This window comes from Bradyrhizobium uaiense (genome assembly GCF_010811875.1).
In the GTDB taxonomy this organism is placed as follows: Bacteria; Pseudomonadota; Alphaproteobacteria; order Rhizobiales; family Xanthobacteraceae; genus Bradyrhizobium; species Bradyrhizobium uaiense.
The window spans coordinates 50,972-66,619 of the sequence record NZ_VKHP01000001.1 but is presented as its reverse complement, the minus strand read 5'-3'; the positions used below and the strand labels follow the sequence as shown (position 1 = coordinate 66,619).

The 15,648-nt window shown below is 59.5% G+C and carries 11 protein-coding genes; 8 read left to right on the top strand and 3 right to left on the bottom strand.

Going from position 1 to position 15,648, the window contains the following annotated elements:
• The 8 genes from FNJ47_RS53820 (at position 1) to FNJ47_RS00190 (ending at position 10,542) form a co-directional block, all read left to right on the top strand.
• Positions 1 to 504 carry a biotin/lipoyl-containing protein gene (locus FNJ47_RS53820; protein ID WP_163149287.1) on the top strand — a complete coding sequence of 168 codons (504 nt, stop codon included), beginning with the start codon at positions 1 to 3 and terminating at the stop codon, positions 502 to 504.
• Between the two features lies 1 nt (position 505).
• Complete coding sequence (locus tag FNJ47_RS00220; RefSeq protein WP_163149285.1) at positions 506 to 2,113, top strand: acyl-CoA carboxylase subunit beta; 1,608 nt, start codon at positions 506 to 508, stop codon at positions 2,111 to 2,113.
• A gap of 555 nt (positions 2,114 to 2,668) precedes the next feature.
• Entirely contained in the window at positions 2,669 to 3,682 is a 1,014-nt protein-coding gene (gene trpD, locus FNJ47_RS00215; protein ID WP_163149283.1) for an anthranilate phosphoribosyltransferase, read from the top strand.
• A 648-nt stretch (positions 3,683 to 4,330) separates the two neighbouring features.
• Entirely contained in the window at positions 4,331 to 4,843 is a 513-nt protein-coding gene (locus FNJ47_RS00210) for a flavin reductase family protein (RefSeq protein ID WP_163149281.1), read from the top strand.
• 359 nt (positions 4,844 to 5,202) lie between these two features.
• On the top strand, positions 5,203 to 6,327 hold the full coding sequence (locus tag FNJ47_RS00205) for a M20 family metallopeptidase (protein ID WP_163149279.1): 1,125 nt from the start codon (positions 5,203 to 5,205) through the stop codon (positions 6,325 to 6,327).
• A gap of 795 nt (positions 6,328 to 7,122) precedes the next feature.
• On the top strand, positions 7,123 to 7,398 hold the full coding sequence (locus tag FNJ47_RS00200) for a hypothetical protein (RefSeq protein ID WP_163149277.1): 276 nt from the start codon (positions 7,123 to 7,125) through the stop codon (positions 7,396 to 7,398).
• 128 nt (positions 7,399 to 7,526) lie between these two features.
• Positions 7,527 to 9,062: a class I adenylate-forming enzyme family protein gene (locus tag FNJ47_RS00195; protein ID WP_163149275.1), complete on the top strand. Its 1,536-nt coding sequence runs from the start codon at positions 7,527 to 7,529 to the stop codon at positions 9,060 to 9,062.
• Positions 9,063 to 9,243: 181 nt separating this feature from the next.
• Positions 9,244 to 10,542, top strand: coding sequence for a preATP grasp domain-containing protein (locus FNJ47_RS00190; RefSeq protein ID WP_235999230.1), 1,299 nt, complete (start codon positions 9,244 to 9,246; stop codon positions 10,540 to 10,542).
• A 452-nt stretch (positions 10,543 to 10,994) separates the two neighbouring features.
• On the opposite strand, the gene FNJ47_RS00185 is transcribed toward FNJ47_RS00190, so the two are convergent.
• The 3 genes from FNJ47_RS00185 to FNJ47_RS00175 form a co-directional block, all read right to left on the bottom strand.
• Positions 10,995 to 11,507: a hypothetical protein gene (locus tag FNJ47_RS00185; protein ID WP_163149273.1), complete on the bottom strand. Its 513-nt coding sequence runs from the start codon at positions 11,505 to 11,507 to the stop codon at positions 10,995 to 10,997.
• Between the two features lie 362 nt (positions 11,508 to 11,869).
• Positions 11,870 to 12,046, bottom strand: a complete 177-nt coding sequence (locus FNJ47_RS00180) for a hypothetical protein (protein ID WP_163149272.1) — start codon at positions 12,044 to 12,046, stop codon at positions 11,870 to 11,872.
• A 143-nt stretch (positions 12,047 to 12,189) separates the two neighbouring features.
• Positions 12,190 to 14,796: a hypothetical protein gene (locus FNJ47_RS00175; protein WP_163149271.1), complete on the bottom strand. Its 2,607-nt coding sequence runs from the start codon at positions 14,794 to 14,796 to the stop codon at positions 12,190 to 12,192.
• Between the last annotated feature and the right edge of the window lie 852 nt (positions 14,797 to 15,648).

Genomic DNA, 15,648 nt, shown 5'->3' with positions numbered 1-15,648 from the left:
GTGTATCACTCGTTCGAGGTTGACGGCGTAGATTATACATTGTGGCTTTCGGCCAGCCGGCATGGCTACCGCCTTCATTTGCGAGACGAGGTAATTGCCCCCGTCGCATTCACCCAGCGCAGCGACAGCAGCGGTATCCTGACCATTGCCGGGCAGAGCGAACCCGTCAGGTTCGTGATCGACGGGGAGCTCATTCACCTCCATATCCGCGGCAGAACGCGTACTTTGCGCTACATCGATCCGCTACGGACCCACGCTGCTGGGAATAGCGGGACTTGTCCCCTCGTAGCCCGAGCGCCAATGCCTGGGATGGTTGTCGCGATTACAGTTTCGCCTGGTGACTCAGTCTCGGCGGGGACGGCGCTAATGATGATTGAAAGCATGAAGCTGGAAACGATCATACGATCACCCCAGGACGGCATCGTCGAGCGGATTCACGTCAAGGAGAACGAGAGCTTCGAGCACGACGCCGTACTCGTAACGCTGTCTAAAGAAGGGTTCTGAAATGCAGCGGATCGGTTCTGCGGCGGATGTCGATTCGCAGGAGTTTCGTCGCAACGACCTCCACAACAGACAACTGGCTGCCGAATTGAAGGAGCGCCAACGCTTGGCCCGGTTCGACAGACCTGAGAAAGACTTCGAGCGGCTGCGTCGGCAGGACAAGCTGTTTGTTCGCAACCGCATCGCAGCCTTGCTGGATCCGGAAACTCCTTTCCTGGAGCTTTCCACCCTGGCCGCCAACAAGGCCTACAACGGAGAGGTTCCGGGCGCCGCGCAGGTGGTCGGCATCGGCATCGTTGCGGGTCGAGAAGTGATTGTTCACGCTGACGATTCCAGCGTGAAGAGCGGCGCATGGTATCCACTCTCGGTCAAGAAGATCGTGCGGGCCTTGGACATAGCCATCGAAAACCGTCTGCCGGTGGTTCATCTATGCGACTGCGCCGGCGGTTTTCTGCCTTTGCAGGCGGAGTTCTTTGCTGATCGATACCATGCGGGTCGAATTTTGCGCAATCAGTCGATACTCTCGAAGGTGGGAGTACCGCAGGTCGCCATCGTCATGGGCCACTGCACCGCGGCGGGGGCCTATGTCCCGGCGCTTAGCGAATACAACATTGTGGTCGAAGGCACGGGAGCAATTTTTCTTGGCGGCCCTCCGGTCGTGAAGGCTGCCACTGGCGAACAAGTCTCCGCCCAAGAGCTCGGCGGTGCCCTCATGCACACGAGCGTGTCGGGCACCAGTGACTATTTCGCAACTTCCGAGCTCCACGCAATCGCGATTGCGCGCAACGTTGTCGCGCGCTTCCACCAACCGGCGAAAACCTGCATCGATCGCGTAGCGCCCGAGCCGCCCGCCTATGATGCATCCGAACTCTACGGCATCATTCCAAAGGACGCGCGAGCGCAGTTCGACATGCGGGAGATCATCGCTCGTCTCGTCGATGGCAGTCGATTTGATGAGTACCAGCCGCGTTATGCGACATCACTCGTGTGCGGCTTTGCCCGGCTCTATGGATATCAAGTCGGGATCGTTGCCAATAACGGCGTTTTGTTCGGCGACAGTGCGCTAAAGGGTGCTCATTTCATTCAAATATGCGACAAGAACCGAACGCCCCTGCTCTTCCTGCAGAACGTCACAGGCTTTATGGTTGGCCGCGAATATGAGCGCCGTGGGATTACCAAGGACGGCGCAAAGCTGATCATGACTGTGTCCGGCGCGTCTGTCCCGAAGTTTACGATCATTTGCAACAGCTCTCATGGCGCAGGCACTTACGCCATGTCGGGACGCGCGTTTGATCCTCGGTTTGTGTTCAGCTGGCCGAACTCTCAGATTTCCGCGATGGGCGCCGAGCAGGCCGCCGGCGTTCTCACCCACGTCAAGGCGAGACAATTGGCCCGCACCGGAGGGCGGCTCTCTGAGCAGGAACTGGCAGGCATTCGCGAACCGGTTCTTGAAGAATATCGCGAGCGATCAAGCGCCTATTATGCAACGTCCGAACTCTGGGACGATGGCATTCTTGATCCTATCGATACCAGGACCGCCCTTGCAATCGCGTTGAGTGCTTCACTCAACGCACCGATCGACGCGCCGCAGTACGGCGTGTTCCGACTGTAAGGCAGGACCGAGCACTTAGGCGTTGACGCAAGCCGGACCGGGAGCTCTCCGTTGCGGTAGGATGCTTCCGGTTTCGCCGTATGCACCTTGATTTGCAGTCTGGCGGGGTGGTTTGTTGAGGCAGATCAGCACTGCTCCGCCCAAAGCACGTGAGAAGCGACTTCAACCGACAGGACAGCGGTGCCGACAAGCCGCAAGATTTTCCAAGTTTCCGGGCGCTTCGGCTGAATCCTCGTGATCAAGAAGCCGCCGCTAAGGCACATGCGCGGCAGTAGACCTCGCCATCTTTGCTGGCGCAGCAACTGCACTGCTCTCATCGGCCGGCGATCTCTTGACGGCATCACGACATGGAGAGCTTGACCCTCACGTAGCGTCAGGTTGTAGCCTTGCCGAAATGGCGGTGCCCAACCCAACCGATCACTCAAACGTCGACGTTCGGCCGTGCCGCCGATGGGCTGGACAGCTTCATCAAGACAGCCGGTGCCACGTCTCTTCAACAAAAGCCTCCGTTGAAGCGGGACGCTTCAGATTCGGACAAATGAACGTGTAAAGTCGATGGAAGCGCTGAAATCAATTATCGGTAAAGTTGCCACCGGCGCCACTCTGACGCGCGAGGAAACTGCGTCAGCATTCGACGGCCTGATGTCGGGTCATGCGACTCCGTCGCAGATCGGCGGCTTGTTGATGGGTTTGCGAGTCAGGGGCGAAACGATCGAAGAAGTCACCGGAGCGGCCTCCGCGGTACGCGAGAGAATGCCGCGGGTCGAGGTCGCATGCGATCCCATCAATATCGCTAGTACGAGCGATACCGTCGCGTATTCGGCCAACGTGATGACGTGCGCCTCATTTATCGTCGCCGGAGCCGACGTTCCTGTTGCCAGGCATGCCAACAGCGATACATCTTCGGGTCCTAGCACCGCGGACCTATTGGCGCATCTCGGTGTCAACGTCGACCTCAAGCCTGAGGCCGTTGCGCGCTGTGTGCACGAAGCCGGAATCGGCTTCTCATTTGCGTCAGCCCATTATCCGGCGATGCAGCGCGTCGGCCAGATCCGCACCGCACTTGGGACCCACACCATCCTTAACCTCATCGGGCCCCTGTCCAATCCGACCAGGGTCAAGCGGCAGATCGTTGGGATATTCGCTCGCGAATGGGTTCAGCCTCTGGCTTACGTGCTGAAGAACCTCGGCGCCGAATCGGCATGGGTGGTTCATGGCTCTAACGGGCTGGGCGAGGTTACCCTCACCGGGCCGACCTTTGTTGCCGCACTTGAGGCCGGCACAGTGCGCACCTTCGAAGTGACGCCGGAACAAGCCGGGCTTGCCCGCTGCGACAAGGAGACGCTGGAGAGCGGCGAAGCGAAGGCCAATGCCGTCGCCTTGCAAAACGTGCTCGACGGCGTTCCGGGTCGATTTCGCGACGCTGCACTTTTGAATGCGGCGGCGGCATTGATCGTGGCCGGCCGCGTCGAGACGCTGCAGGAGGGCGTCGCACTTGCACAACATGCGCTTGACGGTGGCAGCGCAGCCGTTCGACTGAAACGCTTGATTGCAGTATCCAACACGTAACAGGGGTTGGAACATGGTCCCGACGGAGCCGATTCTGACAAGCGGCTATGCAATAGCAGCTGCGACTGTGCGCCTATTCCTTCGAACTCTCGATGAGCATGTGCCGCCTGCGCGCGCCGTTCAAAGCAATCCGCGTTAAGGACGCGGTACGAGAGCCATCCCTGTTCATCGGCGAGAGTCTGCTCCAGCCCCTTTTGCCGAGATACAGACCCGCGGCATGCGCTGCGTTCCAAAGGAGATAGTCAGATGATGTCATCACAGAAGTTGGAAGCACTCGGATCCATCGCAATGATAGAACACATCATTCGAAAGTTTCGTGAATTGATCGACACGGATTGCTCGATTCCGCCCGAACTGCGGGGTTCGCTGCACGCGACGCTCGATGTGCATCTTCTAGATGCAAAAAAGCGTGTTCTCTTACGCGTACATTGAGCGCTAACCTTGGGCGGCACTCTGGTCGGCGCGCGGAGGACATCAATGTCATGTTCGGTCTCATCATTGCCCTCTAGACACGCGGTTTTCCGAGACTGCGCGCCCAATTGCGGCCGCGAGATGAATCCGAGCCTGCCCAAGCTAACGGAGCATCAGAGTGGGGTATAACTTTAAAGGCAGATCGTGACGCACTGGTCATCCCCCGTGGTTGGGAACATGCCGTCTATCCAGCCGGCAGATTTCCGTCAGGCTATGCGATATCTGGCAAGCGGTGTCGCCATCGTGACGACCGGAACGGCCGGCGGACGACGTGGACTGACGGCGAGTTCTGTGACGTCCATCTGCATGGAACCGCCATGCTTGCTCGTTGGCATCAACGCCCAATCTGAAGCGCATGACGCGATCCTCGCTAGCGGCAGTTTTGCAATCAATCTTCTCCACAGTGACCAGGAGGACCTCGCCCGGCGTTTTGGCGGTCAGGAGGGAGCGAAGGGTGTTCACCGCTTCGGCACTGCTTCCTGGACTCAGGGCGTGGTCGACGTGCCGCTATTGTCCAACGCACTTTGCGCGCTCGAATGCGTTTTGTATGATCACAAGATCATTGGCACACATAGGATCTTTATCGGACGAATTGTCGCAGCTCGGGCTGGCCATGGCAATCCATTGATCAACTTCCAGGGCGCGCTTCGAACCTTGCCCCTGGCCAAGTTCTGCGCAGAATGCCGCTAGTTTGGAATACGCGTTGCTCGGACGACCGGTTCTGGAGCGATCCTTATCGAACAGTCATCCGGGCAACTCGTGGACGAGTTTGGTTCTTACGGCCTCACCTCGCGTTGAAAAGCGCGCGTACCTCGCGACTGATTAAACCATCCGACCGCACGCTGGACCGGCATAGCACCGACGTAAACTACCAGCTTTGGTAGCTCAGTTCTCCTCGGCAGGCACGTAGCATCAGTGTCGCGCCAGGATCATGGTTTAGAGGCACACTGCGTCACAATCTTCATGCTCGATCCTGAAGCGAGCAAGCGGGTCGTACCATGGGCTTGCGCGAGTGATGAAAGTCGAGATTCGAGGGGCATCCGACAACTATGTCCAGTTACCCGTTTGAAATTTCCGCGATCCTCGATGGCATCCGTCGCTGGGTCGAGATCGAGTCCCCGACGGAACGGCCGGATCAGCTCAACAAGCTGGCTGACGTCGTCGCGGCCGGCTATCGCGACCTGCCGGCTACCATCGAGCGCATTGCGGGACGTGAAGGTTGCGGCGATCACCTGATCACGCGCTCGTCCTGGGGACAGGGCGTGCCGGGCATTCTGGTGTTGAGCCATCTCGACACGGTTCATCCGATGGGATTCATAAGACGACTACCGTTCAAGATCAACGGTGACAGCGCGTTCGGCCCGGGTACCTACGACATGAAGGGCGGCGCCTATCTAGCCTATCACGCATTTCGGCAGATCTGCGCCGACGACGCGCGCCCGCCGCTCGGCATCACCCACCTCTACGTGTCGGATGAGGAGATCGGCAGTCCGACCTCGCGGGCGCTGATCGAGGCCGAGGGCCGCAAGGCAAAATATGTGCTGGTTACCGAACCAGCGCGCGACGGCGGCAAGATCGTCACCGGGCGGAAGGGTGTTGGCCGCTTCGATGTGTTCATCAAGGGCGCGCCGGCGCACGCCGGCGAACGCCCCGAAGACGGCCGTAGCGCGATCCGGGAGCTAGCCAATGTGATCCAGACGCTCGAGGCGATGAACGATCTTTCGCGCGGCATCACCATCAACGTTGGCGTCGTCCGCGGCGGCACCAAGCCGAACGTAATTGCCGAACAGGCCCATGCGGAAGTCGACCTGCGCGTGCCGACTATGGCACATGCAGACGAGTTGGTGCCGAGAATTCTCCGAATCACCTCGCGCACCGATGGCGTTCGCCTGAAAGTATCGGGCGGCTTGAACCGTCCTCCCTATGAGAAGAGCAAGGCCGGCGCTACGCTCTACGAACACGCCAGGCAACTTGCCGCTGAGATTGGTTTCGAGCTGCTCGACGCGTTCAGCGGCGGCGGCTCCGACGCCAATTTCACTGCGGCGCATACCGCAACTCTCGATGGCCTCGGCGTAGACGGCAAGGGCGCGCACACGCATTATGAGCAACTCTATATCTCATCGATCGAGCCTCGCGCGCGGCTGCTGTATCGGCTGTATCAGACACTGCGATAATCCACGCATCGGTAGGCGAGCGCACTTAAGCGGAGGGTGTCGCGCAATCGGCTCCTGGTAGCGAGCACTCGATCGCTGGACGTGCGAGCCTTTTCGACAAGGGCCCTGCCAGCCGCAGAACCATTCTTATGGGAGCGCAACTTTCTGACGCAGATCGCGCGCTAGAAGCTCTCTACCCGTCCCGGAGGTCCGTCCCGACATACCTTTGGCATGTTCATGCGAGGTTGTCAGAAAGGGCTTGAATCGGACGTAACGTTAAGTTGTACGATCTTACGGTTGGCACGCATCTTCATCCGCCGCCGCGACTGGAAGGATTGACGAATGTCTGAGCTGGTCAGAACAACCCCGCACTGGTTGGTCATGATCTTCATCCGTGACGGCCTTTCGGTCGAAACAGTGACGCAGCGCGTCTTGACCGCAGCCTTACGGCTCGCGGCTAGTTGCAAATGGTTGGGCATTGCAGAACCGCAACACTGTGGCTGCCGCAAGCCGGGCCTGCAGCGAGCAGGTGACGTCGGACAAGATCAATGCAGGGTTCGGTGCAGCGCCACTGCAGGGCGCGGCCGCTTCCCGATATTGAACCCGCCCCCCTCTTCTGGCGGGACACAGCCCCAGAAGCAGTCCGCCGAACCGGCTCTTCGCTCCGCTCATGCCGGCCTGCCGGCGCATTCTCGTCGCGCAGATGTGCGACAGGCCGTGAGCCTCCAGAGGCTTTCGAAGGACCCCAGCTGCAAGTGTCACTCGGCGTGACCGAAACGGCACCGAAGAGATTGCCCGGTATCCTGGAGCAGCAAGTTGAAAGAGCCTGACGGCGTCAACAAGGTCTTGTTGATCGACCATATTGAAGGCCAATGCCGGGCTGTCATCGGCTTCAAGGATGGAGATACCAGAGCTGCCTATATGTGCGGCGAGCCTGTCTGTCAAAGACCGGGCAAGAAACAGTCGTCATGGTGCGCCTACCACTACCGGCAGATGCACACGACCGCCGCCGAGCCGAACAGAATGAGTAATCAGTCGCCAGCGATTCGCCAGGCAATATCCGTTGATCGCAACAGTGACAACAATCAATAGCTGCTTGTCCTGCCGAAGGGTGTGATTGTCGCTTGTGCAACGGGCACCGAACCATGTGGTGGGCCTCGCGAGCGCGTTGCGAGGCCTGTCTGAACCGTTGCGCGGAGCTGGATCATATGGAGATTTAGTTGGACCTCTGCACATTAGTTGAACGCAACGCGGCGTATGCTCCTGATAAAGCCGCCATCCGTTTCGAGGGGCAGACTCTAAGCTACACGAGCCTCGATCGCCTGATAGGGAGGGCGGCTTGCGCCCTCAAGAGCCAGTTCGGGGTAGAGCGAGGAGACCGGATCGCGATCCTCAGCCTGAACCGACCAGACTATCTCGTGCTGCTGTATGCGTGCGCGCGGCTCGGCGCAATTCTCGTACCTTTAAATTGGCGCCTCGCGCCCGCCGAGCAGCTGTTTATTCTGTCCGACTCAGGAGCAAACGTGTTGCTAGTTGAGCGGTCCTTCGACGCAGTCTTGCCTATTGTCGCGACGCAACTGCCTTCTGTTTCTGTTGTCGGGCTAGACTTCGCACCTATCGGCGGAAACAAACTGGACGATCTTCTGGACGCAGACTGTGGTGACGGACGCAATCCGGGCGCGGACCTGTCTTGCCCGCTTTTGATCGTCTACACTTCGGGCACGACAGGACGACCGAAAGGTGCCGTACTGCGTCAGGAAGCGCTGCTCTGGAACGGCGTCATGAGTCAGCACATGCATGACCTCACCTCGGCCGATCACGCCTTGACTGTCCTGCCACTGTTCCACGTCGGTGGACTAAACATCCAGACGACCCCCAGTTTGCATCACGGCGCGACGGTTACTATTCACAGCCGCTTTACACCGGAGACCACTCTCGACGCGTTCGAGCGCGATCGACCCACTCTGGCAGTTTTGGTGCCAGCCATGATGCGAGCCCTGACCGAGAATGCCCGATGGGATAGCACCGACCTCTCCGCGCTCAGGGCAATCTGTACCGGGTCTACTATGGTGCCCCACGATCTTGTCGAGCTCTTTGTCGCGCGCGGCGTGCCGGTCCTGCAGGTTTACGGTTCGACGGAGACCTGCCCGATCGCAGTGTATACTAAGCTCGGCGGGGGTCTCGTGCCCGAGGGATCGAGCGGCCTCGCAGGTCTGTGTTGCGAAGCTGCGATCATAGATGATGCTGGGCACACGCTGCCGGCCGGTGGCGCAGGCGAGATCGCAGTACGCGGGCCCAACGTCTTCTGCGGATACTGGGAGGATCAAGAGACAACCCGCAAGGCTCTGGACGGTGGCTGGTATCGCACCGGCGACATCGGTCGTCGCGACGCCGACGGGCATTTTTGGGTGCATGACCGCAAGAAGAACCTGATCATTTCCGGTGGAGAGAACATCTATCCGGCCGAAGTTGAACGTGTGCTTGTTGGTCATCCGGATGTTGCAGATTGCGCCGTCATCGGTCGACCGCATCCGCGCTGGGAAGAAGTACCGGTCGCCTATGTAGTCAGGCGACCGGGCGCCCGGATCGAAGCAGAAGCGCTGATGACGCATGTCCGGTCGCAGCTCGCCCGTTTCAAGGTACCGCACGAAATCATTTTCGCGCCAGAGCTACCGAAAACTGCGTTGGGCAAGGTCCAACATTTCAAGCTGAAGGAAGCTGTCGCGCACTCAAGCTGCAAAGGAAATGGCAATTGAGTTCGGCGGACTGCACGCGAGCCGTACTTCTCAGCGACCCGTTAGGTGACATCGTGACGGCGCGAAATGCGCTTATCCGCCTGGGCATCTACAGGCTGCTGCAGCAACCTCGCCATTGTCGACCGTCTCTCTCTGATCACATCCCAATGCAAAAAGGTCACTGATGCCGCGGATCATAATCATGAATGCCGGCACGCCGCAAATGTCGGGCTCCGATCTGGTATCAGCTCAACTTTCGCTCGCCGGCAACTCGGTTTACCGTTCGGCGTGGTTTGCTCAGGAGGGCGATCTGATAGTGTCCCCCCTATCTATCCCGACGGATCTGCTCTCCTACGTTGGCGCGACGCTTAATTTCGACGCCTCCAGTCTTTCATTGCTTGTACCTGGAGGCGGCCGCGAAGCGCCGATTCTCAACGATTACGCACTGCTGTCCAACAGCATGGTTGAGCAAATCAACAGGCATATTCGTCAGAAATCATCCTGGAGCATGTATCCCTGCTACTCCAGCGAAGGCGTGGCGCGGCTGGCGTCCGTGCTGGGTATACAGCAGACTGGCGACGAATTCGCTCTACAGCGTGGGCCTGATCTATTGAACCGCAAGAGCCACTTCCGTCAACTGGCGACAAGCGTCGCACTTCCGTTGCCCAATGGCTCCATAACGACGAATTCGAACGAACTGTTCCGAGCGGTCAACTCGCTCCGGCACGAAACCGGCAGGGTCATTTTGAAGCTGGACAATGGGGCCGGCGGGGTCGGAAATGTCATTCTGAGCAGCAATGAAGACGGTCCGCTATCCGGGGCGAGAGAGACCCGACAGATTGCCTGGCCGTCGTTCGATCCGGACGTACTTTGGTCTGAGATGACAACTGCGTCATGCAAGACGCTGGTGGTCGAATCGTACCACTTGGCGCGGACTGCGTTCTATCTTGAGTATGAAATCGAGCGTGATGGCTCAATCACTTTCATCAACAGTGGGAATATTCGACTACGCCGGAGCACCGATCGATCTGAACGGGCTCTGATCTGGACAGGACTTGAGCTTCCAAGCGATCTGGGGAATGAGCAATGGTTGACTGCGCAGGCGCATGCCTACCGATTCGTATCCCTTGTCCGCAATCTAGGATATCGCGGACCAATTAATATTGACGCAATTTTCGCGAACGACGGACGGCTGCTATTCAATGAAGCGAACGGCCGCTGGGGTGGCGGCTCGGTGTTGCACAGCATCGCCGTCCGGCTCCTGGGCTTCGACTACTCCGCCTCCTACGTTATTTCATCCGTGAGGAACGTTCGATCGAGTTCGCTCCGGACTGCACATGAACGTTTCGCCAAGGAGGGTTTTCTATTCGATGGCACACGCAAGCAGGGCGTGATCCCGCTTGCCGTTGACGAGGAGGCTGGCACGGTGGAGTGCCTCGTGATTGCGTACGACCGGGCCGCCGCCGGCGATCTGAAACAACGGCTCCTCACACTGGTTTGATTGGAATCACAGTAACCACATCTATCCTGCCACTCCATTCATTCGAACTTGCCCCTGCTTCCGGTAGCGTGCTGGAGAACGGTACCTGGGAGGTGACCCGAAATCCGCGTCCGTCTCGCATGATGCGGATATCCGTTGCCGGCTGCGCTGTTCAGCCGGAGACTGATCCGGGCGAAAACCGGCGGTCCGATGGAGTCCGTCAGCGCAAGCCGCGATCAGTCCTGAGGCGATCCCGAAGTGCCGGTCGATCGGCGATGAGGCGCTCGAGGTGCAGCGGCTCACGGTCCGGCCGCTCTCCTTGCGCCAATCGTCCGACCAGCGCTCGCGTCGCGTCCACCACGAAGACTCGGCATTCATAACCGTTCTGCTGCTGGGCCATCCGTGCCGCTTGAAAGCGGGAGCCGAGACGTGCTGCGAGCTCTGCAACGGCACTGTTGCAAAGCCCGGCAGAGTCATAGTGATAGGCAACCGCGGCTGTCGGCACGCCAATCAACCAGCAGCAGCGACCAATGCGATCCGCCGCCCCCAACTCCAGCATCATTCACCGGGACGAACAAGAAGTTGGCGACATCTGTATCATCCTCATTGAAGATCGGCAGCAGGATCTGCAGGCGGTCGCTCTCACTCGGAACCAGGCGCAATAGCTTGGCTTGCGCCGGCTGTACGAATCCGGTCTGGCGAGCAAGATCTGGATTGTTCCAATACAACTCCTCTTCAACCAGGGCGTAATCGGCGGCGATATGTTCGTCCTGCAACCATTCGGTCAGGCCAAGCCGCTGTCCGCTGTGCCCATCCACCGAGGTTGTGGGAGTCACGCCTTCGGTCCCGGCATCAGTTGGCGTGCGTGATGGCGCAAGCTGGCCTTCATCACGCAATTCTTGAGACAGCAAATCAATCAGGGCCTCGACACCCCGCTCGACATCAGACGAACGCGTCTCGACAGAGGATGGCGTTGCCGGCACCATGCTCCAATCAAGTCGGGCGACGTCGGCAGCGACCAGCTCGAGGTGGATCCAGCTGTTGCCGGCCGTGCTACTTGCTCTGCCTCCGGCGCGCGCTCGGGGCTGGCTAACCCGGACCACGCCGGCAGGTCTTCCAACGCCCCCCAGAGCTGATCCTGATCGTAAGCCGTCCGCAGAAGCAATGGCCAGCTGACAGGTCCCTGCGGCGGTCCTTGCTGCGAAGCGGCGTCCACAACGTCCCCCGAGGCAGCTTGCGCCGCCGTCCCGTAGCCTTGTCCACTCTGTTCCTGCGAAACAGAAGCATCCGGCTGATTGGCTGGAGGCTGCGCCAACGCTTCGGCTATTGAAACGCTGATCTGGCTTGACTACCGCTCGAATGCGCCGTTTTGTGGAGCATTGTCGATCCTTTGCCTCTTCGCCGGTCTGGCGCCCGCCTCGTGCTCATCATCGCCAAAAACGTGCTCGGTGGAGAGGAAATCGCCCCAATCAGGTGCATTGATCAGCCCGTCTGCGGCAATCGCATTCTCGTAGTTCTCGCTCAAGGGGTCTACGTGCTCACCGGGATCTGGAGCCTCGTGAGGGTACCGAATCCGCGCGAGCGGCGAAAGGGTGCTGGCTGCAGGCGGTACCGGCGAGAGATGGTCGTACTCTTCCGTGGCAACATCCACAGGCGAATTGGGGGCTCCTAGTAGTGCATTGTCCGGCGCAGCTTATCAGCCGTGCGTCTGAGTTCCACGGCGCGAACACCTGCGGCCGATTTGGCCAGATGTGCCAGTGCGGCACTGGTCTTTGCATGACCGCCGGACCTCTTGTAGGTCTCGACATCCTCATCCAGCGACTCGTCGGATAGTCGGGCGGCAATGCTCTGCTTGTGGTTTTGGCGCAAGTAATTGCTGAAACCGATAAGGAAAGGTGCATAGTTTCTGGCAGTCGGCCGGGATTCTGCGGCTTTGTAGTCTTTGATCAGGTCCGCATCTTCGGGATAAGGGCTGAGCTCAGCACGGGGCTTCCTTGGTGCAATCCCGGCAGCCGACTGAGAGGCCCGCAGATGTGCCAGTGACGCCGTGATCTGCTGCTCGCCCCCATTCGCCTTAAATGACGCGGCATCTTTATCAAGCGACTCCTCTCCGGTCCGGGCGGCAATCGCCGGTCTGTTATTTGCTAACAGCCACTGGCTCAATTTGCGAATATGACGGGCGATCGCCTGGGCGCTCGCCTCTTCGTATCTGGCTGCGACGAGTGCCTTCTCGAGCGCCGAAACAAGCTGCGCGTCTTCGGGATGGAAGAGGTTCGCGACCGTTTTGGCGCGACTTGCATTGGGTGCAATTCCGTCTGCCGACTGTGAGGCCCGCAGATGTGCCAGTGCCGTGAGAGCGCGCCGCTTGCCGCTCTTGTCAAAAGCTGCTGCATCCTTATCCAGCGACTTATCGTAAAGCCTAGCAGCAATGGCCAGCTTTTCGTTTGAAAAAAGCCATCGGCTGAATCTTCGGAGAATCCGTCCATTGGTTTGGGCGGTGATCTTCTCGAAGTTCGCCTTGATGAGTGCGTTCTCAAGCGCGGAAATGAGCGGCGCATCCTCAGCATGCAGAGATGCAGGTTTTCTCGCACCGGTCCGCAAATGCTTCAGCGCGGCACGGATCGCCCTGGAGCCACCGGATTGCCGATAGAGATCCATATCTTCGATGAGCGACTGATCCTTATCCAGCCCATCCTCGTCGAGGCGAGCGGCAATGCTCTGCCTGTTGTTTTCGCGCAGGTAGTGACTGAAATCGGTCATAACACTTGCATAGGTCCTGGCAATCTTTGATGTGCCGGCGGCCGCCGCGTCTTCCTTGTACTGCTTGATGCGTGCCGCGTCGTCCGGATAGGCTTTCAGGTCAGGTTGGCCTGCGACCGGCGCAACGCCGCCCGCTGCCTGAGAGGTCCGCAAATGAGCCAGTGCCGTACGTACGTTCGTGGCACCGCCCTTTGCTATGAATTCCTCGATCTCTTCATCCAGCATCTCGTGGTCAAGCCGTTCCGCCATTGCCGGCCTGTGGTTGCCAAAGAGCCAGCGGTCGAAGCCTAAAAGATAATCGACATTGCTCCTGGCTGTGCTCTCGGCGGCCCCGCCCCTGAGGAGCGCCTTCCTAAGCCCGAGAATGAGGGGAATATCCTCGGAATAAAGGAGATCGGCGCTGCGCCCGACCTGGCCTGCTTGCGGCGCCAGATAAGCCGAGGGGCTCGGTTGATCCATGACGCTCGAGGGCGCATCCTGCTCGTGACCTTGCGCAGGCAGTATCTCTGGCCAGCCGACCGTTCGCTGCCACACGCTGTCGGGCGCAACGGCGTCTGCCGACCACATTTCACCCGTTACGGCCGCGGCTTCCGAGTCGGGACGAATACCGCCATCAAGCTCGACCGCGTCATCGCCAGCCAGTGTCTTTCGCAAGTCGGTCAGTGCAGCTCGAACCTTCGGGTGATAACCAGGGGTGGCCTCATAGCGCATGAGGTCTTCATCCAGCGAATTGTCGTGAAGCCGGGCAGCGATGGCGGACTTGGCGGACTTGGCATTGTTACGCAGGTACTTGCTGAATCTGCCTAGGGCAGTTCCATACCTGTATGCCGTCGCTGCTTCCTTACGCTCGTTAATGACAGTCGACTTGTACTCCTTGATGAGCTCGGCGTCCTGAGCAAAGGGGCTAGCCCGCGACGGGATCAACTCCACTCCGCCCGCCACCTGAGAGATCCGCAGATGGCCGAGCGCAGTGAGGATACCCCGCTCGCCACTCTCGTTGAAAGCCGCTGCATCGCTGTTCAGCGTACTGTCGTGAAGACGCTCGGCAATTCCCTGCTTGCTGTGCTGAACGAGCCAGCGTCCAAATCTGAGAAGAGAATCGACGTGCCCCTTCGCCGTATGCTCCTTGAATCCGCGCTTGATGAGTGCCGCTCTTAATCCCTCGACGAGAGGCACATCCTCAAAATAAAGGGGCTCACTGCCCCGGTCTGCAAAAGCCCACACTGCCTGTCTCGGCTGCTGCACGGAGGGCAGCAGCATCGCCCGGGAGCTTCCACCATGCGATAGCGCCGAATATTCGTGCTCATCGGTATCCGTTAGGGGCAGCCCCTCGCTTCGCCATGCGCCGACCAGCCGGGCGGAGGTCTGCTCCGGCACGCCACTACCCGCATCGGCGATCTCTCCCGGCTGTTGTTCGAACGCCGCCGCGTCCGCCGAGGGGGAGACCGACGAGTTGTCTTGCGCGCCCACGCTGCCCGACTGCTGAAGCGCGCGACCAGGAGAGGGAAAGTTCATTCGCTGTCACTTTCGACGGTGAAATATCTGGGTCTCGGCTGCCGCATGGACAATCGGGCAATCGAGCGAGTGCGATTAGAGCATCAGCTAACCGCTTTTCTTCGCCTGCCCTTTGCACTAAACCCTAGTTTCGCACAGACCGTCCCAAATGGTCCCAGCATCCGCCTGCTTTGCTAGACCGGATAGCTGTCGAGAACCTGACGAGCCCGCAGCTTTCTACGAGCGGCGCGACAACACGGTCGAGCACGCGCCGGAACACCCGCAGTTCGAAAACAGTGACGAGGACGTGCCGCGATGTTGCCCCAGTATTCTTATGAGGCAAGTTGTGCGATCGTGGCTTCTTCCATGGCTCGGCTCAGCATTTTGGCAGCCTGGGCGAGGAGCAGCCTGTCCGCGCGGGTGTTTGCGCCGACTCCCTTAAGCCAGAGCAATTTCGGTCGCTGAATTCCACCATCTACCGCCACGCTCATTGCAGCGGGCGGATCAGCTGACGATCGGCGCCCAACGAACGCATCTCCGCACTGGCCCTCCAAAACAGATGGACCCAGCAAAAACGTGTTCACTGCTCGAAGCGCCCGGTTCCCACTTTGACCAACGTCTTCGTCACCTCGTTCCGGTGGACTCTGGAACGGCCGACGCCCCCTTTGTGCGCGCGAGCTCGCTGCGGGACCTTGACGGGTCACCACGTCATTCCTTTCCGAATGGCTCTCGCCGACGGTCTTCGGCGGATCCGATTTGACAGCGCGTTCCGCAGCGACAAACCGCTTCGCAGGACAGATCTTCTGCAAGATGGGTGCGATCTGCCGAACTCAGCGTGAGACCTCCGCGCCACTCAACTTACTCGCAGGTACT

Coding starts and splice junctions, on each gene's coding strand:
- FNJ47_RS00190 (WP_235999230.1), top strand. CDS start 9,244: ATGAATGCCGGCACGCCGCAAATGTCGGGCTCCGATCTGGTATCAGCT.
- FNJ47_RS00175 (WP_163149271.1), bottom strand. CDS start 14,796: ATGAACTTTCCCTCTCCTGGTCGCGCGCTTCAGCAGTCGGGCAGCGTG.
- FNJ47_RS00185 (WP_163149273.1), bottom strand. CDS start 11,507: ATGGTGCCGGCAACGCCATCCTCTGTCGAGACGCGTTCGTCTGATGTC.
- FNJ47_RS00210 (WP_163149281.1), top strand. CDS start 4,331: ATGCCGTCTATCCAGCCGGCAGATTTCCGTCAGGCTATGCGATATCTG.
- trpD (WP_163149283.1), top strand. CDS start 2,669: ATGGAAGCGCTGAAATCAATTATCGGTAAAGTTGCCACCGGCGCCACT.
- FNJ47_RS00220 (WP_163149285.1), top strand. CDS start 506: ATGCAGCGGATCGGTTCTGCGGCGGATGTCGATTCGCAGGAGTTTCGT.
- FNJ47_RS00205 (WP_163149279.1), top strand. CDS start 5,203: ATGTCCAGTTACCCGTTTGAAATTTCCGCGATCCTCGATGGCATCCGT.